Here is a 25166-nt window from a genome sequence, read left to right as displayed (position 1 = left end):
GACGAGGACGGCGAGCGGGGCCGCCCGTGACCTGGGCCACGAACGGCCCCTCCGGGCGGCCCCTGGTGGGGGCGGGACGGTGGGTCAGGAGTGCGCCGCTTCCAGGCCGGCCGCCTCGGCCGGGGCCGGGTCCGTCTCGGAGCGGCCGCTGAGCGCCTCTCCCTCGACGTCGACGCGGGGCAGGATCCGGTCCAGCCACTTCGGCAGCCACCAGGCCTTGTCTCCGAGGAGGGCGAGCACGGCGGGCACGATCGCCATCCGGACGACGAAGGCGTCGAGCAGGACGGCGGAGGCCAGGCCGAACCCGATCATCTTGATCATGGAGTCGCTCTCGCCGATGAACCCGGCGAAGACCGCGATCATGATCAGGGCGGCGGCGACCACCACGCGGGCGCTGTGCCGGAAGCCGGACGTGACCGCCTGGCCGGGCCGCTCGCCGTGGACGTACGCCTCCCGCATCCGGGAGACGAGGAAGACCTCGTAGTCCATCGCGAGCCCGAAGACGATGCCCACCAGGAAGATCGGCATCAGGCTCATGATCGGGCCCGTCTGTTCCACACCGAGGAGCTCCGCGCCGTGCCCCTGCTGGAAGACCACGACGACCGCGCCGAGGGAGGCCAGCACCGACAGCAGGAAGCCGAGGGCCGCCTTGAGCGGGACCAGCAGGGACCGGAACACCACCAGCAGCAGCACGATCGCCAGGCCGACCACGACGATCAGGTACGGGACCAGCGCGGCCTGCACCTTGTCGGCGATGTCGATGTTCAGCGCGGTGGTGCCGGTGACCTCGAAGGCCGCCCCGGTCTCCGACTCGACCCCGGGCCGCTCACCCCGGATGGTCTGCACCAGCTCCTTGGTCCTCTCGTCGGTCGGCGCGGTGGACGGCACGACCTGGAAGACGGCGGTGTCACCGGCGGCGTTGAAGCGGGCCGGGGAGACGGACACGACGCCGTCGGTGGCGCCGATCTCCTTCGCGATCGTCTCCGCGGCACCCTTCGCGTCGTCGTCCCCCTTGGCGTCCACGACGACGGTCAGCGGCCCGTTGAAGCCCGGCCCGAAGCCTTCGGCGAGCGCGTCGTAGGCACGGCGCTCGGTGGTGGAGGTCGGCTTGGCCTCGTCGCCGGGCATGCCCAGTTGCAGGTCCGTCATCGGCACCGCGAGGGCCCCGAGCCCGATCACGCCGAGGAGCAGCACGGGGACGGGCCGGCGCAGCACGAACCGCGCCCAGCGGGTGCCCCCGTTGTTCTCGGTGCTCTCCTCGATACGGCCGCTCTTGCGGGCCCGCCGCCGGAGCACGGCGTTCGGCCAGAACCCGAGGAACGCCGGGACCAGCGTCAGCGCGATCAGCACGGCGACGACGACCGCGCCGGCCGCGGCGAGACCCATCTTGGTGAGCATCGGGATGCCGACCACCGCGAGCCCGGCGAGCGCGATGACGACGGTGAGCCCGGCGAAGACGACCGCCGACCCGGCGGTGCCCACCGCCAGCCCGACCGCCTCCTGCGGCGCACGGCCCCGGGCGCGCTCCTCGCGGTAGCGGGAGACGACGAACAGGGCGTAGTCGATGCCGACGGCGAGGCCCAGCATCATCGCCAGGGTGCCGGTCGTGGTCGACAGGCCGAGGGCGTCGGACAGGGCGAGGATCGTGGCCATGCTGACGCCGACGCCGATGACGGCGGTCAGCAGCGGCAGCCCGGCCGCGGCCAGCGAACCGAAGGTGACCAGCAGGACGACCGCCGCTATGGCGATGCCGATCACCTCGGCCGTCCCGCCCGCGCCGCCGCTCTCGCCCATCGCGCTCCCGCCGGCCTCGACGGTCAGCCCGGCGTCCCGGACCCCGTCGATGGCCCGCTCCAACTGCGCCTTGCTGGCGTCGGTGAGGTCGGTGGCCTTGACCTTGTAGGTGACGGTCGCGTACGCCGTCGTACCGTCCTCGCCGACCGCCCTCGCCCGGAACGGGTCGACGGCGCTCGCCACCTGCGTGCCGTCGGCCAGCTCGGCCACGGCCTGCTCGACGGCCCGCCTGTTCTCGGCCGCGGTCACCTTCTCACCGCCCGGCGCGACGAACACGACCCGCGCGGTCGCCCCGTCGGCCGTGGCCCCGGGGAAGCGCTCCTCCATCAGGTCGAACGCCTTCTGGGACTCGATGCCCGGCATGGAAAACTCCTCGTCGGAGGCTCCCGGTGCCTTGAGCGCGCCCAGTCCGACGGCGGCCAGGACGGCCGCCCAGACCAGGGCGACGTACCAGCGTCGCCGGAAGGCCAGACGGCCCACTCGGTAAAGGAAAGTAGCCACGACAGGGGATCTCCACATCTGATGCCGACGGTCCGCCCAGGCTCCCCGGGCCGGGCCCGTCCTGTCGTCGTGCACCTGCCGACAATCCCCCCTACTGAGAACGCAGTACGAACCGGCCACCGGATCCACCACGGGGACTAGTGGGGGGGGCCGGCGGATCGGAGCGCGGAGGCGAACGCCGGTCCGGCGGCTCGGGGCGCGCGCGTGATGCGGGTCCGGCGAATCGGACGCGAACGTGATGCGGGTGCGGCGGATCGGGCGCGGGCGTGATGCGGGTCCGGGGGATCGGGGCGCGGGGCCGTTCCGCGTCCCGGTCCGGCGGGGCCAAGGCACGGAGGCCGGCGCCGGTCGGGGCGCACCAGGGCACGGAGACCGCTCCCGGCCCGGCGCACCAGGGCACGGGGCTGGTCCCGGCCCCGAGGGCACGCAGGCTGGTGTCGGTCCGGCGGATCAGGCCGCGGGCGGCGGGCGGTGACTCACCGTCGGCGACCGACGGCAAGGCAACCCCCCGACGCGCGAGCAGGGCCTGACCGGCGAAGCATGCCGGTCAGGCCCTGGCACCGCCGTCCTGCGCGGGTGTCATCCGCCGTCAGTGAGAGGAGCGCGGGCCGGGAGGGTGCCGGGGGTGGCGCGGTCGGCGCCGGCCGCGTCGGCGAGGGCCTCGGCAGCGGCTTCGGCGGCCTGTGCCGCGTCGTCGGCGGCCTGGGCGGCACTGTCGTCCGAGGGCCGCTCGCGGGTGGCCGGCGACTGGGGAAGCACCTCGCTGAAGGCGCGGGACACACCCTGGAGCGCGGACGTCATCTCGCTGGGGATCACCCAGAACGTGCTGCCCGAGCCCTGCGCGAGCTGGGGCAGCATCTGGAGGTACTGGTAGGCGAGCAGTTTGGGGTCGGGGTCGTTGCGGTGCACGGCCTGGAACACCTCGTCGATGGCCCGGGACTGGCCCTCGGCCTGGAGGATCGCGGCGGTGCGGTTGCCCTCCGCGCGCAGGACGGCAGCCTGCTTGTCGCCCTCGGCGGTGAGGATCTGCGACTGGCGTTGTCCTTCGGCGCCGAGGATCGCGGCCCGCTTGTCCCGCTCGGCCCGCATCTGCTTCTGCATCGCGTCCTTGATGGACTGCGGGGGGTCGATGGCCTTGATCTCCACCCGGTTGACCCTCAGCCCCCACTTGCCGGTGGCCTCGTCCAGCACGCCACGGAGCTGGCTGTTGATGGTGTCGCGCGAGGTGAGGGTCTTTTCCAGATCCATGGAGCCCACCACATTGCGCAAAGTGGTGACGGTCAACTGCTCGACGGCCTGGAGGAAATTCGCGATCTCGTAGAAGGCCGCCCGCGGGTCGGTGACCTGGAAATACAGGACGGTGTCGATCTCGACGACCAGATTGTCCTCGGTGATGACCGGTTGCGGTCTGAAGGAGACGACCTGTTCCCGGAGGTCGATAACCGGATGGACGCGGTCGATGTAAGGAATGACGAGGCTGAGGCCGGGTTTCAGTGTCCGGTGGTAGCGGCCGAGTCGCTCGACATTGCGAGCACGCGCCTGGGGCACGATACGGACCGCCCGCACCACGGTGAAAACCGCGATCAGTGCGACGATCAGGCCAGCGATGAAAAACGCCGAGGTCTCCATGGTTTCAGTCCCGTGGGTAGACGAGCGCGGTGGTGCCACTGATCTCTATGACGTCGACGGTCGCTCCGGGAGGGATCACCAGAGTCTCGTCGTAGGCGCGGGCCGTCCACTCCTCGCCGTCGATGCGGACCCTGCCGCCCAGGCCCGTCACCTCGGAGACGACATAGGCGGCTCTGCCGATCAACGCGTCTATGCCGAATCGCTCCGCCTGGGGCTGGAGCACGTGGCGCAGCGCGATGGGCCGCAGGAACACCACGCTGACCGTGGCACCGACGGTGAAGACCAGGAACTGGAAGGGAAGCGGCAACCCGACCGCGGCGGCTCCCGCGGTGACCAACGCGGCCGCGCCCAGCATGCCGAGCGCGGCGGTGAGCGTGAAGATCTCCGCCACGGCCAACACAGCTGCGATGATCAACCAGATCAGCCATGGATCCATTGCACGCCTCTTCTGACTGGTGCGGCTGTGAAAGAGCTGAACCGTCACTCTTCGGTCACCGACACACCCCATCAGTAATTTTACCCATTCCTGAAAGAATGGACCCTTTCCGGCGGAATCCGAAAAGGAAGCGCGTGAACCCCCGGTCCTGGGACCGGGGGTTCCGGGTCACACGCCTATCCGTCGTCCCCGCGGCGGCGCGGACCGGTCACCGCGGCGGTCACAGCGTGACCTGTTTCCCGCCGAGGGTCACGACGAGCCGGCCGTCCGAGGCGAAGGACCAGCCCAGGGCACCGCTGTACGAGGAGCAGCGGGAGCCGTTGGAGCCGGTCCAGAACTGGTTGGAGCTGTCGGCGTCACCGACGGTCTTGTCGTTGGAGCCGCTGACGGTGAAGCGGCACGACGTGTTGTTCCGGAACACCGACGTCCCGGCGTCCCAGGAGTAGTTGCGCTGGGTGTTGTCGACGCTGAGGTTGTTGGAGACGGCCATCGAGCCCGGGTTGCTGTTGTACGTGAACCCGTGCTTGCCGTTCTGATAGGCGATGCTGCGCCGGACGACGTGGTTGACGGCGATGTCGTCGCCGCCGAGCTTGTAGCCGTTGCGGTCGCCGTTGGAGTTCACGGTGCCGTCGCTGAGCGTGCCGTTGCCGTAGGCGAGGGAGTCCTCGATGGTCACCGGGCCGATGGGGCCCGTGTCCGGCTTGGTGTAGAGGTCCCAGCCGTCGTCGATGTTGTGGTGGGCGACGGCGTAGCGGAAGACGTTCCCGGTTCCGGTGGTGAGCTTCGCGGCGAACCCGTCGGCGTCCTCGCCGTCGGAGTCGGCGTTGTCGTGCGACTCGGCGCTCAGGACCAGGTTGCCGGACGGCCACTGGGCGGTGGGGGTGCTGGAGGAGATCCGTCCGAGCTGGAGCCCCGTGTCGCGGTTGTAGCGGGTCACGGTGCGCTCGATGACGTTGTGGCTGCCGCCGACGTAGATGCCGTTGTCACCGGCGCGCTCGACGACGATGCCCTTGACGTGCCAGTACGAGCCGTACAGCTGGAGTCCGCGGTTGGCCGCGCTCTCGGTCTGCGCCGCGAAGTTGAGGACCGGGGTCTCGCCCGGGTAGGCGGTCAGGGTGGTACGGGCGCCGGCGGTGCCGCTGTTGGTCTGCGGGATGGTGACCGTCGACGCGTGGGTGTACGTCCCGCCGCGCAGGTAGATCGTCCCGCCGGCGGCGACGCGGCTGATCGCCGAGGTGAGGGTGGTGGGGGCGGACTGGGTCCCGGCCGCGCCGTCGGTGCCGTTCGGCGCCACGTACAGCGCGCCGCTCGCCGGAGGTGTGCTGCCGCTGGTCTCCACGTCGAGGTAGTCGATGTTGGCGAGTCCGGCGGCCGTGGTCGGGCTGAGCCGGACGGTGTTGCTGCCCGCGTTCAGCGTGACCGTCAGGGTCTTGGTGACCCAGGTCGACCAGGCGCCCGTGGCCTCGAAGGACGGCGTCTGCACCGTGGTGCCGTTGACGACGAGCGAGGCCGGACGGGCGGTGGTGGTCCCGTTGGCGAAGCGGACGTTGAGCGTCGCGGTGCCCGCGGTGGCCGCGTTGACGGTGAACTGGGCGTGGGCGCCGGTCGCGTTGGTGCCGTTGCAGAATCCGCTGCCGGAGTAGCCGGCCCAGTCGGAGTCGATGGTGCCGGTGCAGACCGCCGGGGAGGTCTCGGCCTCGTAGCGGGTGGTCGCGGCCTGCGCCGCGGGGCCGGACAGCGCGGCGAGCGCGCCTGCCAGCAGGCCGGCGCACGCTATGGCGGATCTCAGACGCATCGTGGGGTCTCCCTCTCCAGGACGGTGCGGGTCGTCGTCTGGCTGGAAAGCGCTTTCCATGGGCAGCTTGGAGGTCCGGCCTGAACACGTCAATAGACCTGTACGTGATTTTCGTTCACATGAGTGGACGACGGGCGGCCGAGGGCCGGCCGGATCGAGGGCTGCCGCGGGTGTCATACCAGGGAATGAAGGAGGCAGGGGTTCCCTCGTCCTGACCGAGTGGTCAGCTGTCTGATCGCCCTCAGGCTGCGCGCAGAGCGGCGTCCAGGGCGCGGACGAGATCGCCCACGCGCCCGCCTCCGGGCGGTGCCGCGGGCAGGCGGCCGAGTACCGCGACGACCGCTGGTGGTGCGTGATGACGCGCCCACGCGAGGGTCCCCGAGGTGACCCGCTGCTCTTCTCCCGATGCCAGCTCTTCCGCTCGCGCCGCGTGCGCCGCCGCACCGAGGATGTGCTTCACCTGATGGGCGCTCGCCTTGGGATGAAGGTACGCGGCGGCGGCCGCGTGGCTTGCCGCTCGTGCCGCGTCGGCCGCACCGGGCGAAGCGGCTTCCCGTACCGCTTCCTGCCCCTGTCCCTGTCCCTGTGCCTGTGCCGCTTCCTGTGCCGCTCTGTACGCCGCCCACGCGCTCTGCCGCAGAGCGGCCGTGCGCCGGCCGCCCGCGGCGAAAGCCCGTGCCGCATCGATCGCGTGGCGCGGGCGCGTGTCGGCGGGAAGGCTCCGTTCGAAGACCGACAGCACTCTGCGCGCGCACTCAGCCGCGTAGCCCGCGATCTCACGCAGTTCGTCTTCGCCCAGCTCGATCGTCTCCGGCTCCGTTGGCACGGCTCCATCCTGCCAACTCGCCGATCGGCGCGGAGACACTCTCACGAGATCGTCTCCGCTCACCCGCCGGCCACCGCCCGCAAACCGCCTCCGGCATGGGAAAGTTGTTGTGCCACGTGATCGGATACGCCTAGCTTTGCCCGTCATGACCATGACGCGCAGAGCGATCCTCAAGGGCATGGCGGCCTCCCCGTTCGTCGGAGTCGCCGGCAGCCTGATCTCCCCCACCGCCGCGCACGCGGCCACCATCGACGCCGGGCAGTTCACGCTCACCAGCCGCTCCGCCAACCGGTACGGCGAGTTCGCCGACCTGGCGGCCGGGCTGGCGGGCGTGCTGCCCAAGGTGGACGCCGCCACGGTCATCGCCGGGACCAACCGCAGCGCCACGCGCCTGACCGCCGCCCCGAGCACGGCCGAGGCCTTCCAGACCGGGTTCGCCTGGGACCCCGCCGACCAGGCCGTCGACTACTGGATCCCGCAGGGCGTCACCACCAGCGCCGACGCCTTCGGCAACGGGCTCTATCCGGCGGGCGGCGGCAACAGGGTCGTCCTCGTCTCCTGGTTCTTCGAGACCGACCCCGACGCCGACGGCGTCGACGAGTACCCGCTCGACAAGGGCATGCGGCTGACCTTCGTCGACTACAACGACCCGGCCGCCCCGCGCTACCAGCACGTGCTGCTGGTCGAACCCGTCACGACCGCCACCGGCGCCCCCTCCTTCAGCCCGGTCCGCAAACACGCCGGCGGCATCATGTGGTACGGCGACCTGCTGTACGTCGTCGACACCTACAAGGGGCTGCGCGTGTTCGACCTGCGCACCCTGTTCAGGGTGACCACCGGGGAGGGCGACGTGTGCGGTCTGCACACCGACGGGCAGTACTACGGCTACGGTTACCAGTACGTCCTGCCGCAGAGCCACGCCTACGACAACGCGGGAACCTACCTGCGCTACACGACGATCGGCCTCGACCGCGCCAGCACCCCCGACTCCCTGGTGATCAGCGAGTACTCGACCTCCGGCACCGTCAGCTACACGGACGGCGCCTTCAACGGCACGGGTGCGCCCAGCACCGCCACCCCCAAGGTGGTCCGCTGGAACCTCGACTACACCACCCGCCATCCCGCCTCGCTCACCGCGACCGAGGCCGTGAGCGTCGCCCAGCAGAAGATCCAGGGCGTCGTCTCCCGCAACGGCAGGCACTACCTGTCCGTGAGCAACGGCCCGTCCGGCACCGGCGCCCTGCGCACCTTCACCTCCGGCGCCGCCACCGCGAGCACCGTCTGCGACCTGGCCGTGGGCTGCGAGGACCTCAGCTACCACAGCAGCGGGGCGTCCGGCTGGGCGTACGGCGAGTCCGTGATCTGGAACGTCAGCGAGTACGCCGGCAAGCGCTACGTGTACGCGGTCCGGGCGGACGGCTCCTAGACGTCCGCCCGGTCCTGAGGTGGGCCGCGGTCGGCTGATCGGCGGCCGGGAGACCTCCGGGGGCGTGCAGGCGCCGGACGCCCCCGGGTGCCGCTTTCCTAAACCGCGCTCTACTGCCAGGTCGCGGTGTCGGGGTCGATGCCGTGGGCGCGCGCGCCGGCGTCGATGATGCGACGGAACCACCCGGCAAGGCCGGCGCGGATGCCGTCGTAGTGGGCGGCGAATCCCGGATCGGCCTCATACATGCGGCCGAGACAGACCTGCATCTGCCTGGTGAGGGGGAAGTACGAGGAACTGAAAATCTCGCGGTGCCACTCGACGAGTCGATTCGCTTCCGGGCCACCAGGTGTGACGCCGGCGTCCATCGCATCCCCGAGGGCGCGTTCGAGGCCGGCCATGGCGTCGGCGACTGCCTGCCATTCCTGCGGACCGCGGGAGGCCGAGAGTTCGGCGTACTGCCGCCATTGCGTCGTGTCTCCGTAGCGCCGACGGGCTTGGGCGGGCCAGTCCGGGTTCCACCGGGGGCCGAAGATCGCGGCCTGCTGCTCGGCGGTCAGCAGCAGGCCTCGCTCGTGGGCGTCGATCATCCGGTCCAGTCCGGCGCTGAGCTGCTGGAGGCGGTCGATCCGCTCGGCGACCTGGGCGCGTTGCGCGCGCAATGCGCCGGGCACGTCCGCGGTCGAGTCGTCCAGGACGGCCTGGATCCTGTCCAGGCCCAGACCGATCTCGCGGTAGACGACGATGCGGTGCAGGCGTTCCAGATCACCGGCGGTGTAGAGCCGGTATCCGGCGGCCGTGCGCAGCGACGGTCGCGCCAGACCGATCTCGTCCCAGTGGTGCAGCGCGCGGACTGTCACGCCCAGACGCGTCGAGACCTGACCGACGGTCAGGCCATCGACGTCAGTGGCATCAGGCATGCCCCCCATTGTCGCCGCGGCCGTCGCCCGGTGCGGTGATACCCACGGCTTCAAGGTTCCGCGCCTCCTGACTGGCCGGATCGAGGGGCTTCGCCGCGGTGAGGACGATCCGTGCGTTCTCGGGGGTGATCACCTCCACATCGCGGGTGTTCCAGGGGGTGTCCCGTGGACCGTCGACCGAGTCCGGGCGCAGCGCACGACAGGCCTCGACGAGGGAGTCGACCTGGCCGAGCACGCACGCGAAACTGAGGCTCATCGCCGGCGTCTCCTCCGGAACGCTCTCCGCCGAGACGAGGAGCACGTCCTGGAACGCCCACCGGCGCAGATGCGCGAGCCTGCCGGGGATGCCGAACAGCTCGAAGAACCCGAGGCCACGAGTCCAGAAGTCCACCGACGCCGCCAGATCGCTCGTGGGGATCGTCACGAACGCGGGCATTCCGTAGATGCCACGGAACAGCTCCGGCGCAACGGCGTCCGGGCCGGGCGCGGGCACGGGACTCATCTCGAACGCGTTGAAGTAATCGTTCATGCGCCCCACCTTCCGGCCTCACGCAAGGTGAGGGTCAAGCCGGTTCCATGAATCTCGCCCGCCCCGGCGACGCGCCCGACGTTGTGGCCGGGTACGCCTGGGGCCGGGCCGTCACCGTTCCCCGTCCGCCGGGACACGATCGCGGGGTCCCGGCGGCACGGGCGCGTGGCGGACGGGTTCTCGGCGGACAATGGGCCCATGAGCATCGTCAAGATCAACGTACTCACGGTTCCCGAAGAGCAGCGCGAGACGCTGGAGAAGCGGTTCGCCGCCCGGGCGGGCGCGGTGGAGGGCTCGGACGGCTTCGAGTGGTTCGAGCTGCTGCGCCCGGTGGAGGGCACCGACACCTATCTGGTGTACACCCGCTGGCGTACCGAGGAGGACTTCCAGAAGTGGATGTCCGGGCGGGGTCAGGCGGCGCACGGCGGCGGCTCCGCGGAGGGTGGCGGCGAGCGGCCGAGGCCCGCCGCGACGGACGCGACGCTGTGGTCCTTCGAGGTGGTCCAGCAGGCGGCACCGAAGCAGGGCTGACCGCCCGTCCCGGGCGGCCGGGTGGGTCCCCGGCCCGGCGGCGGGTGCGCCGGGCCGGGGACCGCCGTCGTCAGGCGCCGTCCGTCACGGTGAGCGTGCCCTTCAGGCTCAGGCCCGCTCCCGTGCCGTCCTCGGGCGCGGCCGTCAGTTCCCAGGTGTACGTGCCCGCGGCGACCGGTGTGCCGTCGGCGAGCGTGCCGTCCCAGCTCGCGGTCAGGGCGGCGCCCGCGGCGGTGGCGTCGAGGGTGCGCAGGACCTTCGTCTTGCGCTTGATCACCAGGCGGGCTCCGGTGGCCGGCTTCGACAGTCGCCACACCGGGTTCCAGGTGGCGCCGGCCGTGCGGGTGTGGACCGCGGGCACGGTGCTCGCGGTCACGGCGAGCGGCTGGGCCGGGACGCCGCTCGGGACGACGTGGGCCTGCCCGGCGCCGTCCAGCCAGGCGACGCCGCCGCCGAACTTGTCGACGTCGTGGTTCTTCCAGTTCGACACGGCGGGCAGGTCGGTGAGGGTGCGCGGCTCGCTCGCGGTGCCGGTGTGGAAGTCGGTGAGCCGGAGCTTGCCCGCGGCGGTGTCATGGTTGACGACGAAGCCGTCGCCGAGCTCACCGCGCTCGGGCAGCCCGATGGTGGCGCCGGTCGCCAGGTCGTACACGCCGAACGGGGTGGACTGGTCGCCGCCGACGACGTCCTGGCCCAGGCAGTCCCAGTACACCCAGCGGCCGACGGTCTGGATGTCGCGGATCACGCAGGAGGCGCCGACCGTGTACGAGGTGACCGTGCCGGTCGCCAGGTCGCGGGCCTCGATCCGTCCCCCCGTACCGTCCGTGGTCCACAGCCTGGAGCCCCACAGCGCGGCCGCCGGGGTGGTGAGCCGCTGCACCACCGCCGCCCCGCCGGGCGCCTCGAAGTCGATGACCGCCCGCTCGTCGCCGCCGCCGTACACCGCGTACCGTCCGGCGGCGTCGCGCAGCCCGCGCCCGGTGGTGGCGGGGGTGTAGCGGTCGAAGGGGACGACCTGGGTGCGGGAGCCGGACGCGGTGGCGCGCACGACGATGTCGCGCTGGGTGGCGTCGTCGTGCCGGACGTGGACGACGGAGCCGTCCCCGGCGCCCAGCGGCTGGCCGTAGGCGTCGCCGAGCGGTGCGGTGGTCAGTTCGGAGCGCTCGCCCGCCGACGGCGTCCCGGTGAGCGTCACCTTCCGCGTCAGGTAGGCGGGGCGCGGCGCGCTGTCCTCCTCCTTGGTGACCAGTTGGCCGCCGGAGAGCGCGATCCCGCGCACCACGGCCGGTCTGGAGGGCACCCCCGACAGCGTGCGCAGGACCGGAGCGCCGTCGGCCGCGACCTCGACCCGCCGCACCGCCCAGTCGCCGGCGTCCGCGCCGCCCACGGTGACCGCGCCGCCGCCGGGGACCTGGAACAGGTCGGGCTGGGCGGCGGCCAGCAGCGTGACCGGTGAACCGCCGCCGATCGGGGTGGCCCTGAGGGGGCCGCCACGGCGCAGCGGCGGGTTCTGCTCGGTCGCGGCGGCGGGCCGGTAGCCGGTCAGCAGCCAGTCGCCGGCCAGGCCGACGACGGGGATGTCCTCGCCGTTCGACGGTACGGCGACGGAGGTCCGGGTCCCGGCCGGGTCGTCGCGGCGGACGACGCGGGCCGTGCTCATGCCCTGCTGGTACCAGGCGATGTGGGTGGGCGAGACGGCGGCCTGGATGTTCCAGGACTCGTCGACGGCGACGCCGGAGGAGACGGGCGTGAGGGCGCCGGTGGTCAGGTCCAGGACGCCGAGCGTCCGCCCGTGCAGGAACCGCACGACGGCGACCTGTCCGTCCCCGGCCACGACCGGATACCGGTCGAACCGCTCCCCCTCCGCCGGGTCGACCGGGGTGTCGACGGTGACGCCGTCCCGGACGCGGAGGAGGTGCAGCCTGTCCACCTGCCACACCTCGTTGTACGACACCGTCAGCACCGTCCGCCCGAACGAGCCGACCGTGTACTGCCCGTCCGGCACGGTCAGTTGCGTCGACTCGCCGGTCGCCGGGTCGCGCAGCTCGACGACGCCGCTCGCGTCGACCGGCACCGGCAGGATGTCCGTCCCGGCGCCGTAGTAGCCCTGCTGGCCCGGTACCTTGCCGGTGAAGTTCTCGACCGTGCGCTCGGTCCCGTCGTAGCCCCGCCACTGGTACGTCGGCGTCGAGCCGTCGGTCGTCTCGCGGCGGTGGAGGTAGCCGGTGTCGCCGGCGGCGTACAGGGTGTCCTGCACCGGGACGTACTTCACCGGGGTGGGCAGGACGAGTTCCGAGGCCGTCGTCGGGTCCACGGCGTGGGCGGCCGGAGGAAGGGCGAGGACGGGGACGGTGGCGACGGCCACGACGAGGGCCAGGCGGCGGGCGCGACGGCCGGCGGGCGGGAACGGGAGACGACGAGCGTTATCGGGCGTGCGTTCGAATGTGAGGCGCATGTTGATCACAGCGCAGGGGGCGGTGGAAACGTCACAGCCGACGCACAGGCGGTCACGCGGGCGGCCGTACGGGCAACTGCGCCACCTCACGCACCGGTTACATTTGCCTCAACCCCTGGTTGCGGCGCGGTGATCGAGCCACCATGGGCCCATGACTCTGGCCGAACGCGCCATGGAACGACTGCGAGGCTGGCCCGACCTCAGTACGGGACAGGCCAGTTGTGGCGCAGGACGGGCACTGCGCTCCGTCCACAGCGAGATACTCCACTTCCACTCCGACCGGGACGTGGACCTGCACCTCACCGTCCCGGCCATCCAGCGCATCCATCGCGACCTGCGGGAGTCGACGGCGGTACGGCTGGTGCCGGGCTCCCGCTGGGTCACCGTCCACCTCGACTGCGACACGGACGTCGACCTGCTGATGAGCCTGGTCAGCGTCGCCCTGAAGGCGCACCTGGCACAGGCGCCGGACACCGGGCCGTCCGCCGCCTCCTGCAACTTCCGCCGCGTGACGCTGGTGCCGCGCGACGACCCCGACGAGCGCTGAGAGCGCGCGGACGGACGGGGGGTCGGCGTGGTGTTGAGGGGGCGGCGCCGGCCCGTCAGGCCGGTGGCTCCCCCAGTCCCGTCGCCCGGCCTTCCGCGTCCCAGCGCACCTCGAGGACGCGGGTGACGGCGTCGCGGTCGAGGGGGCCGAAGACGTGCGGGAACAGGGTGCCGTCGGGGACCCCGGGAGGCGGGGCGGGCGCCGCCGCCTCCCACGCGCAGCGCGCGCCGAGGCGGTCCTCGTCGAGGACCAGGGCCAGGAGCGGCCGGGGCGCGGCACGGTAGAAGGCGTTCACGACGGCGAGGGTGGTGGCCTCGTCGGGCGAGCAGTGCACGAAGCCGTCCTCGTCGAGGGAGGCGGGCGCGTAGGGCCGGCCGGGGTGGGCGTCCCACTCGGCCCTCGGTACGACGTGGTAGATCATTCGCCCGTTTGTACAGCAACCCCGGCCGCCGCTCACCCCGCCGCCGCGGCCAGGAGCGCGTACGGGACGAGGATGGCGGGGAGGGTCAGCAGGCGGGGCGCGAGCGGGCGCTGCTTCGACTGGGGCCGCAGGATGTCGAAGACGAGGATGAGGAGCAGGACCAGGGCGCCGAACAGGAGCAGCCCGAACCGGACGAACCCGCTGCTCTCGATCTGGTCGTACGTGCAGTAGTCCATGGTGGGCGCCTGGAGGTCCTCGTACGCGCAGTGGCCGTGGGCGGCGTACCAGCGGGCGCACACGACGACCAGGACGGTCGGAATGCCGATCAGCAGATTCACCAACAGGCCCGCCAGGTACCGGCGGACGGTGACGGCGGGCGAGTTCCCCACGGGGGCGGCGGCGGACATCCCGCCACCCTACGGCGTGCTGATCGGCTCAGTCCTGGACGGCGGCGTAACCGACGAACTCCGCCCAGGCCCCGGGGGCGAGGGTGAGACAGGGGCCGTCGGTGACCTTGGAGTCGCGGATGTGGATGGTGGCGGGGGTGGTGGCGACTTCGACGCAGGAGTCGCCGTCAGGGCCGCTGCTGTGGCTGCTCTTGAACCACGCCAGCGCGACCTCGACGCAGGAGTCGCCTTCGGAGCCGCTGCTGTAGCTGCTCTTGAACCACACAAGGTCGTCGCGGGTCATGTCTCCCCCAGCAGTTGCTTGATGAAGGCCACCGACTCACGCGGCGTGAGCGCCTGAGCCCGGATGATGCCATACCGCAGTTCAAGGATACGGAGGTGCTTGGGCTCAGAGACCGGTCGGCCGTTGAACACGGCCGGAGAACGCCCCATGGATGAGCCGTCACCGAACTTCAGCACCTCAATACCCCCGTCCACCCCAGCGTGTTCCTCGCGATCCATTGGCATGACCTGAAGCTCGACGTTCCGCAACTGACCGATTTCCAATAGGTGTTCCAACTGGCGCCGCAGTCCGGCCTTCCCTCCGAGCGGACGCCGTAGCGTCCACTCCTCAAGGACGAATCCGAGTTCGGGGGCCGGGTCACGCTCAAAAATCGACTTGCGGGCCACACGAGCGGCAATGAACCGCTCCACCTCGGCCTCGGTGTACGCAGGACGGCGCATGAGTAGCAACCCGCGCCCGTACTCGGGTGTCTGCAACAACCCATGGATGCTCAGCGGATCGTAGAGCTGGAGCTCCACCGCCTTCGCCTCGAGCTCGGCGATCTTCCGTACCTTCTTGGGGTACTGGACCTTCTCCACGTCCTTCTTCATCGCCGAGAGCAATCCCCCCGCCCCCAACACCTCGTCCGCCTTGTCCAGATACTCAGGCCGAGGAATCCGCTTCCCGCTCTCGATCTTGTAGACGAGATCCTCGCCGTACCCGACCGCCGCCCCGAACTCCGCGGCCCGCATCCCCACCGACTCCCGCCGCAGCTTCAGCTGCCGTCCCACCGTCTCGACGACCGCCACACCCCACTCGTCGTCCGGATCCACCTCCCACCCCGGCTCGTCCGCCTCGCCCTTGAGTCGTGCCGCCTCGCCGTCGACCAGCATTCCGTGCCCCTCCTGTCGTACCCGCCGCCGACAAGCCCGGACACCACCGGACAACCAGCGGACAGTCACCGTACGCAACGGCTTCGTCACTGTTCACGGTAAGCGCGCCCGGCCACTCTGGGTGACGTGATCGGAGAAACCCCTCAACTCGGCTCCCCCATTCGCAACTTCTACGTCCAGCTGTCCCCGACGCCGCGCGGCGCCCGCCTCGCCCGTCTGCTCGCGACCGGGCAACTCCGTTCCTGGGGCCTGTCCTTGGACCCCGCGGAGCTGATCGTCGGCGAGCTCGCGGCGAACGCCGTCACGCACGGCCGTGTCCCCGGCCGGGACTTCCGCCTGCTCCTCCACGTCATCGGCGACACCCTCCGCATCGAGGTCACGGACACGCGCAGTGACCGTGTGCCGTACGTGGGACAGGGCGGCGTGGACGGCGAGTCGGGCCGGGGACTCGTCCTCGTGGACGCGCTGGCCGTCCGCTGGGGGGTGAGCGAGGGCCCGGCGCCACGCAAGACGGTGTGGGCGGAGGTCCGTCTGCCACCGGAACCCGGGGCACCGTGCCGCGGTGCCAGGGGCGGTCTTTCCCAAGGACCACATGGGTGAAAGAACCCGACCAAGCCCCACCCCTCCCGCCCGAGCCGCAAACTCACTCGCCTGGGTGAATATGCCAACTCAACTGGATTTGGGGGCCATTGCCTGCTCTACGCTCAGCGCGACCACGGCAGACATGCGACGGCCCCCGCCGGGACGGCAATCCCAGTGCGAGGGCCTAGCCACAGAGGAAGCAACACCTTCCCAATGGATACGCAAAACCCTAGCGCGCCCACGCCCGCCGAGTCCGGACTTGCCGAGAACAACCACCCGAACCGGGGGCACCGTCACTCCGGGCACGGCGGTCTCGTCCACGAGAACTCCCGGCACACCGAGCAGTTCACGGTGATCGGCAACCACCTCGCCCAGCACCAGGACCTGTCGCTGCTCGCGATCGGCCTGGGCGTGCACATCCAGTCGCTGCCGAAGGGTGCCCGGGTCGACATCAAGTCGCTGGCCGCCCGCTTCCCCGAGGGAGCCACCCGGATCGCCGCCGCCCTGCGGGAGCTGGAGACCCACGGCTACCTGCGCCGCACCCGCGAACGCGTGCCCGGCGGCCGGATCGTCACCCGCACGGTCTCCTGCAACCGGCCCGGCCACCGCCGTCCGGCAGCCGACGACCACAGCCCCTCCCCGCCGCCCCGGAAACGCCCGGCGCCCCGCAAGGCGTTGCCCGCCGTCCCGCGACCGTCGTACCCGGCCCCCGACCTCCTCAGGACGGCCACCGAGGTCCTGGCGGGCCTGCGACGCCACGACCCCCGTCTCCTCCTGTCCGCCACCGACGCCGAACACCTCGCCCCCGGCGTGGCCGCCTGGCTGGAACGGGACGTCACCCCCACCGCCGTACGCCACGCGCTCACCAGCGACCTGCCACCCGAGCCCCTGCGCCGCCCGGCCGCCCTCCTGGCCCACCGCCTCGCCGCCCAGCTCCCGCCCCCACCCCCCTTCCGCGCCCCCGAACCACCCCCGCCCGCCCGGCACCCCCTCCGCAACTGCGACACCTGCGACCGCGCCTTCCGCGCCCCCGAACCGGGCCGCTGCCGCGACTGCCGATCCGATCCCCCCGGAGTCCACCTGGCATGAAAGCGACGCTCCTTGCCCCTGGGCACGGACGACGAGGAGCGAGCACCGTGACCATCGCCCCGGAGAACGCGCGGCAGGGCGCCTCCCACCGCTACCGCGCCACGCGGGACGCCCCCTCGGGCCCCTGAGGTCTCACGCCTCTTCCTCCAGGGCCTCCCGCAACTCCCCGCGTCGCCGTATCCCCAGCTTCCGGTAGGTGCTGGTCAGGTGGGTCTCCACGGTGCGGCGGGCCACGTGCAGCAGGTCGGCTATCTCCGTGTTGGTGCGGCCGTCGGCGGCGAGTCCGGCGATGCGGCGTTCGCTGTCGGTGAGGGCGGCGGAGCCGGTGTGGGCGGTGGCGCGGCGGCGGGCGCCGCCCGCGCGGAGGGCGTCCTCGGCGCGGGTGCGCAGGCGTACGGCGCCGAGGCGTTCGGCGCGTTCGGCGGCCTCGCGCAGGCACTCGCGGCCGTGGGCGCGTTCTCCGGCGCTGGTCAGCAGGCGGCCCTGGGTGAGGAGGGCGGCGATCAGTTCCGTCTCGGCCGGGGAGTTCCGCAGGAGGGCGACCGCCTCCTCGGCCAGGTCCAGGCCGCGCCGGCCGCCGGTCGCGCGGGCGAGGGCGCGCAGGGCCCGGCCGACCGTGCGCGGGGTGTTCCAGACGCGGGCCAGCCGCAGTTCCTCCTCCGCGAGGGCCAGGGCCTCCCGGGGGCTGCCGAGGGCGAGCCGGCACGCGGCGGCCGCGGTACGCCACGGCGTGACGACCGGGCTGAGGACGGCGCGGGCGGACTGGCGGCGGCCGCACTCCAGGAAGTCGTGGAGGGCGCCGGTGGCGTCGCCCTCGGTGAGGCGCAGGACGCCCCGGGCGTACAGGAAGCGGTTCAGTTCCCAGGAGTCGGGGGCCTCCCGCAGGTCGAAGCCGTCCGCGAGGCGCCGCGCCTCGTCCGTGCGGCCCGTCTCGACGAGGGCGAGCAGGGCGTGGGCGTCGGCGTTGACGGGGGCGACGCCGGGTCCGCGGGGGGTGGTGAGACGGTCGTACCGGCCGCGGGCGGCGGCGATGTCGAGGCGGACGTCGTGCAGGGCGCGCGTCATCGGGTGGAGGAGGGCGGGGCGCTGGCCGGCGAGGCCGCGTTCGACGAGCCGTTCCGCCTCGTCGAGTTCGTCGGCCCACTGGGCGACGGCGGCGGCGGTGCCCAGCAGGAAGGGCTCGGCGAGCGGGTCGGCCGGCACGGTCAGCAGGGTCCGCAGCCTGCTCATCGCCGCCTGCGCCGTACCGGCCCCGGCGGTGGCGGCGTACCGCACGAGCAGGGCCTGTCCGGTGGCGCCGACGAGTTCCGGGGTGCGTTCGGCGGTGTCGGTCAGCCAGCGGTAGGCCTCCCGGCGGACCGTCTGGTCCTGGTCGGACAGCAGCACGGAGGCGGTCCGCACGGTGCGGGCCAGTTCGGGGTGGTCGCCCAGCCGCTCCTCCAGCCGGCGCAGCACCTCCACGGCCGTACGGACCTCGCCGCGCCCCGTGAGGGCGGTGCCGAGCGCGATGGCCGTACGGACCTGGTCGTGGGGTTCGGCGGGCAGGTTCAGCGCCTCGGCGAGCCGGGGGATGCCGGCCGGGGCGTCGGCGGAGGCGTACTCCAGGGAGCCCAGCTCGGTCAGCAGCCGTTGCCGCAGGTCGTCGGGGAGGGGTTCCAGCAGGGCGCGGCGGAGATAGGAGACGGCGTCCTCGGGGCGCGCCTCGCGCACGGCGACGGTGGCCGCGTCGCGCAGGACGCGCAGCGCCCAGGGCAGGCCGACGGGGCCGGTGCCCAGCAGCTGCCCGGCGACCGCCTCGGCCCGGTCGCCGCGCCGCAGCATCGCCTCGGCGACCGCCCGGTGCGCCGCCTGCCGGCGGTCGGCGGACCATCCGCTGAGCACGGCGTCCCGCAGCAGCGGGTGCGCGTACCGGGGCCGGCCTTCGGCGTCCGGGCGGAGCAGCCCGAGCCGGGTCATCGCCGTGAGCCAGCCGGAGACGCGGGCGGGGTCGGCGCCGGAGGCGTCGGCGAGGAGGGCGGCCCCCTCGGTACCGCTCCCCCATCCGTCGAGCTCGGCCGCCGCCAGCACCCTCGCCACCTCGGCCGTCGCCGGGCCCGCGCTGTCCAGCCACCAGGAGACGGCCGCCGGGTAGGCGCCCGGGTACAGCGCGGCGCAGGTCCGCGGTACGGCCGCCGGGGGCGGGGTGCCGTCCAGGTCCTCCAGGAGGGCCCGCAGGAGCAGCGGGTTGCCGGCGCCCGCGCGGACGCAGTCCGCGGTCCAGGCCGGCGGGGCCGTGGGGAAGGCGGCCCGCACCAGGTCCGCCGAGGCGTCGTCGGTCAGCGGGGCCAGGGTGTGGGTGCGGACCAGGGACGGGGACAGGGCGTGGGTGAGACCGGTGGGCTGCCGGTCGATGTCGTACTGGCTGCGCTCGGTGGCGACCACCAGCACCGGTAATCGGTCGATGTGGCGGGCCGCCTCGACGAGCCAGCGGCGGGAGGCGCCGTCGGCGAGGTGGACGTCGTCGACGGCCACGAGCAGCGGGGACTCGGCCGCGTACGAGCGCAGCAGCCGCCACAGCCGGGCCGCGCTGCCCCGGTCGTCGAGCCCGGGGCCCAGGTCCGCGAACTCCGGTACCGGGCCGAGGAGATGGAGGACGGAGGAGAACGGCACGGCGGTGTCCTCGGGGGAGCAGCGGGCGCGCAGCACGCGCAGTCCGCGCTCGGCCGCGTGCGCGACGGCGGCCTCCAGCACGGCGGAACGGCCGGTTCCGGTGGCTCCGCGCAGCAGCACGAGCCGGCCGGCGCCGGCCCGGGCACGCTCGGCCTCGGACGCGAGCAGCGCCCGCGCGTCCTCGCGTTCGCGCAACGGTCCGGTCATCCCTGCCTCCTGCTGGGTGATGGGCGGTGGGTGAGGTGACGGGTGGTGAGGTGAGAGGTGGTGGGCGGTGACGTGAGGGCAGTGGGTGGTGGGCGGTGAGTGCCGGGCGATGACCCGAGGGGCGACGGGTGAGCGGCCCTACGCGTTCCTACGGCCGCTGTGGCGATGCTCACGGCGGTGCCCCAATCGGCCCACGAGCCCGCGCACACCTCTATGACCTGCGGTGATGTACGTACACCGTGGTAGTCGTGGCCCTGCCCTCGTGGTCCGCCTCGTGGTGCTCCACGATTGCGCTCGCCCCAGCCGCCGCAGAAGTGTGGGACCGACTCTCCCGCCACCGGCCGCCGCCGACCGGCGGGCCCGTGACCAGGGGGGAAACGGTTGCTCAGCACATCCCGCACACCACACACCGGTACCACCGCCGTCCGTCGGCGGATCGCCGTGTCCGTACAGGCCCCGGACCCCCTCTCCCGCGAGGGTGCGGTCAGCCAGCTGCGGTCCCGTCCGGAGGTCGAGCTGCGCGAGGAGTACGGGCACGAGACGGTGGCCCTGCTGATCGAGGACACACTGGACGAGGCGGCGCTGGCCCGGCTGCGCCGGATCGTGCGCAGCGAGGGCTCGCGGGCCGTGCTCGTGGTGGGCACGATCCGGGAGAACGAGCTGCTGGACGTCATCGAGTGCGGGGTCGGCGCCATCGTCTGGCGCCGGGAGGCCACCGCGCACCGTCTGGTGCAGGCGGTGGTGGCCGCCGCCCGGGGCGACGGGGACCTGCCCGCCGACCTGCTGGGCCGGCTGATCAGCCAGGTGGGCACCCTGCACCGGGGCGCGGCGAACCGGCCCGGCGCCCCCTCGCTGGGCCTCGCGCCCCGTGAGGTGGACGTCCTGCGGCTGGTCGCCGAGGGCCTCGATACCGGAGAGATCGCCAGCAAGCTGTCCTACTCCGAACGAACCGTCAAGAACGTCATGCACGGACTCACGACGCGACTGCATCTGCGCAACCGGGCGCACGCCGTGGCATATGCCCTCCGGGAAGGCTACATCTGACCGAACGGGCACTCGAAGGCGGACACGCGGGCAGGCAGCCGTGCCCGCCCGCCGACCCCGCCGCGCCTGCGGTCCGCCGGACGGAGGGGGCACGATCGGCGTCCGGGCAGGCCGCCCGTACGGCAAGGCAGTTGAGGAGCGCGACGGTGATCCACGAAGTGGACGAGGTCCTCAAGGGCCTGCTCGGCGGCGGCGCGCTGGCGGGCTCCGGCATCGAGGTCTCCTTCGAGGCACCGACCCGCGACTGGGCCGCCCGCCGCAACGCCCCCGTGATCAACACCTACCTGTACGACATCCGCGAGGACGTGGCCCGCCGCCAGCGCGGCCAGATGACCGTGCGGAACGAGCAGGACGTCGTCGTACGCCGACGCCAACCCCCGCGATGGTTCCGCCTGTCGTACCTGGTGACCGCCTGGACCAAGACCCCGCAGGACGAACACCGGCTGCTGTCCGCCGCCTTGGCGACGCTGCTGCCCCGCGAGCTGCTGCCCGCCTCCGAACTCCCCGGCTCGCTGGGCGCCCTGGGCCTCGCCGTCCCGCTGACCGTGGCCGGACTGCACACCGAGTCCCGTTCCCTCGCGGAGATCTGGTCCGCGCTCGGCGGTGAACTCAAGCCGTCCCTGGACCTGGTGGTGACGGTGCCCTTCCCGGCGTACCCCGAGTACGACGCCGGGCCGCCGGTCACCGAGGGCGCGGTGGTCCGCGTCCGCGGCCTGGACGGCGACCCGCCGGAGTCGGCGGAGCGCGCCCACCGCCCCCACCAGGTGGCGGCGGCCCGCGAGGCCCGGAGGCGGCGACGGTGACCGACGTGCGCACACAGCCCCCCGCCGTGCACCGCGAGCCCCTGCTCACCCGCCTCGACGCCCTGCGCGAGCGGGTCACCGCCCTGGTCGACCGGCGCGCAGCCACCGACCCGACGGCCGACGACCCCCTGCGCGGGCTGTACCTCTCGGAGCAGGCGGTACGCCACCTGCTGACCACGGTCGCGCCATCGCCACCGCCGCCCGGTGACCCCCTGGCCACCGACGGCCCCCTCCTCCTCCCCCTTCCCGTCGCCGGAGAGGACCGCCTCGCCGCCCTCGCCGCCCGCCTCCCCCTCACCGGCCTCGACGCGGCGATCCTCCTCATCGCCCTCGCCCCCGACCTCGACCGCGCCTTCGAGCCGCTCTACGGCTACCTCAACGACGACGTCGGCCGCCGCCGGGCCACCACCGGCCTCGCCCTCGAACTGTGCGCGGCCCCCGCCCACCACGCGCCGGCCCGAGCCCGTTTCCACACCTCGGCGCCCCTGCGCGCCCTGGGACTGCTGGACGTCGAGGAGCCCGAACGGCCCTTCCTCTCCCGCTCGTTGCGCGTCCCCGACCGGCTCCTCGCCCACCTCCTCGGTGACGACACCCCGGACGCCGCCCTGCACGGCCACCTCCTCCCCCTCCCCGATCCGCTCCCCACCGCCGACGACGACGAGCTTTTCGTCGACCGGCTCGCCACCCGCCTGCGGAACGGCCCCCTCACCACCTACCTGCGCGAACACCGCGAGGGCGACGGCCTGGCGGGCATCGCGGCCGCCCTGGACGCGGCCGGCCTCGACGCCCTGCGCTTCACCGGCCCCGAGGACCGCGTCCCCGAGCTGCTGCGCGAGGCTCGCCTGACCGGCCGGGCCGTCGTGCTGTCCGCCCTCCCCGAGCAGCCCGCCGCGCTCATCGGCCGGCTGACCGGGGCCACCGACATCACCGTGCTGCTGACGGACCCCCGCCCGTACGACCCGCACTGGTCGCCCCGCGACCCGCTGGTCCTCGAGGCACCGCGCCGCCGGGCGGGCGGAACGGCGGCCTGGGCTGCCGCGCTCGGCCCGCGGGCGTCGGACGTGGACCTGGCGACGGCCGTGGCGCCGTACCGGCTCGGCGGCGACCGGGTGGTCCGGGCCGCCCGCGCCGCCCGCGACCTGGCCGCCTTCGAGGGCGGCCCACTCACCGCCGCCCACCTGCGGCTGGCCGCCCGCCAGCAGTCGGCGTCCGGCCTGGAACGGCACGCCCGCCGCATCCGCCCCGACGTCACCTGGGACGATCTCGTCCTGCCCGACCGCCCCCTCACCCAGCTCCGCGAACTCGCCCTGCGCGCCCGCCACCGCGACCGCGTCCTCGGCGACTGGCGCCTCAGCGCGGGCGGCGGCAGGGGCCGGGGCGTCCTCGGCCTGTTCGCCGGGGAGTCGGGCACCGGGAAGACGCTGTCCGCGGAGGTCGTGGCCGCCGAACTCGGCCTGGACCTCTACGTCGTGCAGCTCTCCTCCGTCGTCGACAAGTACGTCGGCGAGACGGAGAAGAACCTCGAACGCATCTTCACCGAGGCCGACCGCACCGACGCCGTGCTCCTCTTCGACGAGGCCGACGCGGTTTTCGGCAAGCGCTCCGAGGTCAAGGACTCCCACGACCGGTACGCCAACATGGAGAGCGCCTACCTGCTCCAGCGGCTGGAGTCCTTCGACGGCATCGCGCTGCTCACCACCAACCTGCGCGCCAACATCGACGAGGCGTTCACCCGACGCCTGGACCTGGTGGTCGACTTCCCGTTCCCGGACGCCGAGCAGCGCCTCGCCCTGTGGCGGCACGGCCTCACCCATGTGCCGTGCGCCGACGGCATCGACCCGGAGCCGCTGGCCCGCCGGTTCGAGCTGGCCGGCGGTTCGATCCGCAGCGCGGTGGTCACCGCCGCCTACCTGGCCGCCGGCCGCGACGGACGGGTGGGTGCCGAGGACCTGCTGGAGGGCGCCCGCCGCGAGTACCGCAAGGCGGGCCGCCTGGTCCCCGGCGAGGCCACCTGGTAGGCGCCGCGGGCGGCCCGCGGCGGGCCTACTCCGCCCGCCACTTCTGGTTGGGCGTCCCCGAGCAGGTCCACAGTTGCAGCTTGGTGCCGTTGCCGGTGCCGCTGTCCTTGGCGTCGACGCACTTGTCGGCCTGCGGATTGACCAGGTCACCGGCGCCGCTCAGCACGAACTGCTGGGCGGGGTTGCCGCTGCACCGGGCGAGCTGGATGACGGCGCCGTCGTCGCGCGAGCCCCACGCGACGTCCATGCACAGGCCGAGCGCGCGGACGGTGCCGTCGTCGTGGAAGACCCACTTCTGGTTGGCGGACCCGGCGCAGTCCCACAGCTGGAGCGGGGTGCCGTCCTTGCCCTCGCCGTCCTCGGCGCCGGTGACGTCGATGCACCGGTCGGAGCCCTGGCCGATGATCACCGCCCCGGGGACCGGCTGGTCGTTCTCCGGTTTCGAACCCCCACCGGAGTCGTCCGAACCACCGCCCCCCGACGACCCCGACCCGGTCGTCCCCGAGCCGGTGTCCTGCTCCTCCTCGGGGGCGGACGGGGCCTCGGGCGAGGGCAGCGGCTCGGCGGGGGCGTCGTTCTTCGGCGCGGACGGCGCGGAGACGGCGGGACTGGGCAACGCGGTGCTGCCGGCCTCGGCGAGCTTCTCGGTGGCACGGCTGTTGACCTGCGGCTTGTAGGCCAGCCAGATCATCACGAACGCGATCGCCAGCGCCATGGTGACGCTCAGCGCGGTCGCCAGCCAGCGGGGCAGGAACCCGCGCTGCACGAACGTACCGTCCACCGACAGCGGCACCACCCCCGACCGCTGCACGGTCAGCGCGAACGGCCGCTGCTCCTTCGCCCCGAACCAGATCACCTGCCGGGGCCGCAGCGTCGCGTCGACGAACACCGCCCGCCCCGGCTCGATCTGCACACTCCCCGGCCGGATGTCGTACGACAAATGGTCGCCGGTGTCGGCCCCCGCGACGGACGCGGTGACCCGCGTGTTGCCGAGGTTGTCGATGGCGAGCCGGGGCCGGCCGCGGAACCTGCCCTTCACCGTCGGCGGCACCAGCTCGGCCCGCACCTCCGTGAACGGCGTCACCGTGAGGTTGCCCTCCGGGACGGTGACCGCGTCGGGGTGTTCGGTGGGCGTGATGCGCACCGCGTAGGCGTTCGGGCCGGCCGTCGCGTCCGGGGTGCGCGGCGGGGCGAAGGTCAGCTCGACCGTGCCCGTCGTCCCGGGGTAGAGCCGCAGCGTCTGCGGCTCCACCGTCGTCCAGGGAGCGACGGGGCCGACGGGTTCGAAACGGTACTCGTCGACGACGTCACCGGTGTTGCGCACCCGTAGCCGTACGGTCGTACTGCCGCCGGGGTCCACCGTCGCGGCCGCCGGTTCCAGGGAAGTCCACAGAGTCACCTGTCG

At 72.9% G+C, this 25166-nt stretch carries 22 protein-coding genes; 8 read left to right on the top strand and 14 right to left on the bottom strand.

The features are described from left to right. Window positions 1-84 precede the first annotated feature (84 nt). From ACF1A1_RS06525 to ACF1A1_RS06505, 5 genes are all read right to left on the bottom strand, one after another. A complete protein-coding gene (locus tag ACF1A1_RS06525) occupies window positions 85-2295 on the bottom strand; it encodes an MMPL family transporter (protein WP_391646061.1) in 2211 nt (736 codons plus the stop codon). A gap of 579 nt (window positions 2296-2874) precedes the next feature. Continuing rightward, the gene (locus ACF1A1_RS06520; RefSeq protein WP_391646059.1) at window positions 2875-3924 is read right to left on the bottom strand and encodes an SPFH domain-containing protein; all 1050 of its coding nucleotides are present in this window, start codon (window positions 3922-3924) and stop codon (window positions 2875-2877) included. 4 nt (window positions 3925-3928) lie between these two features. Beyond that, window positions 3929-4360 carry an NfeD family protein gene (locus ACF1A1_RS06515; protein ID WP_391646057.1) on the bottom strand — a complete coding sequence of 144 codons (432 nt, stop codon included), beginning with the start codon at window positions 4358-4360 and terminating at the stop codon, window positions 3929-3931. A gap of 220 nt (window positions 4361-4580) precedes the next feature. Then, window positions 4581-6155: a carbohydrate-binding protein gene (locus tag ACF1A1_RS06510; RefSeq protein WP_391646055.1), complete on the bottom strand. Its 1575-nt coding sequence runs from the start codon at window positions 6153-6155 to the stop codon at window positions 4581-4583. A gap of 241 nt (window positions 6156-6396) precedes the next feature. Then, window positions 6397-6981, bottom strand: coding sequence for a putative immunity protein (locus tag ACF1A1_RS06505; protein WP_391646053.1), 585 nt, complete (start codon window positions 6979-6981; stop codon window positions 6397-6399). A gap of 145 nt (window positions 6982-7126) precedes the next feature. On the opposite strand from ACF1A1_RS06505, the gene ACF1A1_RS06500 reads away from it, so the two are divergent. After that, window positions 7127-8407 carry a hypothetical protein gene (locus tag ACF1A1_RS06500; protein ID WP_391646051.1) on the top strand — a complete coding sequence of 427 codons (1281 nt, stop codon included), beginning with the start codon at window positions 7127-7129 and terminating at the stop codon, window positions 8405-8407. 110 nt (window positions 8408-8517) lie between these two features. Here ACF1A1_RS06500 and ACF1A1_RS06495 read toward each other — a convergent pair whose 3' ends face one another. Further along, window positions 8518-9324 carry a MerR family transcriptional regulator gene (locus ACF1A1_RS06495; protein WP_391646049.1) on the bottom strand — a complete coding sequence of 269 codons (807 nt, stop codon included), beginning with the start codon at window positions 9322-9324 and terminating at the stop codon, window positions 8518-8520. Then, the gene (locus ACF1A1_RS06490; protein ID WP_391646403.1) at window positions 9317-9853 is read right to left on the bottom strand and encodes a VOC family protein; all 537 of its coding nucleotides are present in this window, start codon (window positions 9851-9853) and stop codon (window positions 9317-9319) included. The genes ACF1A1_RS06495 and ACF1A1_RS06490 overlap by 8 nt, the downstream gene beginning before the upstream one ends. A 198-nt stretch (window positions 9854-10051) precedes the next feature. Between ACF1A1_RS06490 and ACF1A1_RS06485 the strand changes: the two genes are divergently transcribed. Next, entirely contained in the window at window positions 10052-10384 is a 333-nt protein-coding gene (locus ACF1A1_RS06485) for an antibiotic biosynthesis monooxygenase family protein (RefSeq protein ID WP_391646047.1), read from the top strand. 70 nt (window positions 10385-10454) lie between these two features. Here ACF1A1_RS06485 and ACF1A1_RS06480 read toward each other — a convergent pair whose 3' ends face one another. Next, window positions 10455-12839 (bottom strand): FlgD immunoglobulin-like domain containing protein, encoded by a 2385-nt coding sequence (locus ACF1A1_RS06480; RefSeq protein WP_391646045.1) that lies wholly within the window; start codon window positions 12837-12839, stop codon window positions 10455-10457. Window positions 12840-12990: 151 nt separating this feature from the next. Here ACF1A1_RS06480 and ACF1A1_RS06475 point away from each other — a divergent pair, with 151 nt between their 5' ends. Next, window positions 12991-13386 carry a luciferase family protein gene (locus ACF1A1_RS06475; RefSeq protein ID WP_391646043.1) on the top strand — a complete coding sequence of 132 codons (396 nt, stop codon included), beginning with the start codon at window positions 12991-12993 and terminating at the stop codon, window positions 13384-13386. Between the two features lie 55 nt (window positions 13387-13441). Here the strand turns inward: ACF1A1_RS06475 and ACF1A1_RS06470 are convergent, their stop codons facing one another. Genes ACF1A1_RS06470 through ACF1A1_RS06455 form a run of 4 tightly spaced genes read right to left on the bottom strand, consistent with a single transcriptional unit; the run spans window position 13442 to window position 15369 of the window. Then, complete coding sequence (locus tag ACF1A1_RS06470; RefSeq protein WP_391646041.1) at window positions 13442-13807, bottom strand: DUF952 domain-containing protein; 366 nt, start codon at window positions 13805-13807, stop codon at window positions 13442-13444. Window positions 13808-13839: 32 nt separating this feature from the next. Next, window positions 13840-14214, bottom strand: a complete 375-nt coding sequence (locus ACF1A1_RS06465) for a hypothetical protein (RefSeq protein WP_391646039.1) — start codon at window positions 14212-14214, stop codon at window positions 13840-13842. A 28-nt stretch (window positions 14215-14242) separates the two neighbouring features. Next, window positions 14243-14497, bottom strand: coding sequence for a DUF397 domain-containing protein (locus ACF1A1_RS06460; protein WP_391646037.1), 255 nt, complete (start codon window positions 14495-14497; stop codon window positions 14243-14245). Next, complete coding sequence (locus ACF1A1_RS06455) at window positions 14494-15369, bottom strand: helix-turn-helix domain-containing protein (RefSeq protein WP_391646036.1); 876 nt, start codon at window positions 15367-15369, stop codon at window positions 14494-14496. The genes ACF1A1_RS06460 and ACF1A1_RS06455 overlap by 4 nt, the downstream gene beginning before the upstream one ends. Window positions 15370-15486: 117 nt before the next feature. Between ACF1A1_RS06455 and ACF1A1_RS06450 the strand changes: the two genes are divergently transcribed. Next, complete coding sequence (locus ACF1A1_RS06450) at window positions 15487-15969, top strand: ATP-binding protein (protein WP_391646401.1); 483 nt, start codon at window positions 15487-15489, stop codon at window positions 15967-15969. A 195-nt stretch (window positions 15970-16164) separates the two neighbouring features. Further along, on the top strand, window positions 16165-17040 hold the full coding sequence (locus ACF1A1_RS06445) for a helix-turn-helix domain-containing protein (protein WP_391646034.1): 876 nt from the start codon (window positions 16165-16167) through the stop codon (window positions 17038-17040). Between the two features lie 132 nt (window positions 17041-17172). Here ACF1A1_RS06445 and ACF1A1_RS06440 read toward each other — a convergent pair whose 3' ends face one another. After that, window positions 17173-19896: an ATP-binding protein gene (locus ACF1A1_RS06440; protein WP_391646032.1), complete on the bottom strand. Its 2724-nt coding sequence runs from the start codon at window positions 19894-19896 to the stop codon at window positions 17173-17175. Window positions 19897-20277: 381 nt separating this feature from the next. On the opposite strand from ACF1A1_RS06440, the gene ACF1A1_RS06435 reads away from it, so the two are divergent. The 3 genes from ACF1A1_RS06435 (at window position 20278) to ACF1A1_RS06425 (ending at window position 23761) form a co-directional block, all read left to right on the top strand. Continuing rightward, entirely contained in the window at window positions 20278-20940 is a 663-nt protein-coding gene (locus tag ACF1A1_RS06435) for a LuxR C-terminal-related transcriptional regulator (RefSeq protein WP_391646030.1), read from the top strand. Between the two features lie 146 nt (window positions 20941-21086). Next, a complete protein-coding gene (locus tag ACF1A1_RS06430; RefSeq protein WP_391646028.1) occupies window positions 21087-21743 on the top strand; it encodes a DUF4255 domain-containing protein in 657 nt (218 codons plus the stop codon). 5 nt (window positions 21744-21748) lie between these two features. Beyond that, window positions 21749-23761, top strand: a complete 2013-nt coding sequence (locus ACF1A1_RS06425; RefSeq protein ID WP_391646026.1) for an ATP-binding protein — start codon at window positions 21749-21751, stop codon at window positions 23759-23761. A 25-nt stretch (window positions 23762-23786) separates the two neighbouring features. Here the strand turns inward: ACF1A1_RS06425 and ACF1A1_RS06420 are convergent, their stop codons facing one another. After that, window positions 23787-25160 (bottom strand): ricin-type beta-trefoil lectin domain protein, encoded by a 1374-nt coding sequence (locus ACF1A1_RS06420; protein WP_391646024.1) that lies wholly within the window; start codon window positions 25158-25160, stop codon window positions 23787-23789. Window positions 25161-25166: the final 6 nt, after the last annotated feature.

The organism is Streptomyces sp. NPDC014995, from assembly GCF_043080745.1.
Lineage (GTDB): Bacteria > Actinomycetota > Actinomycetes > Streptomycetales > Streptomycetaceae > Streptomyces.
This window is presented reverse-complemented; position numbering and strand designations above follow the sequence as displayed.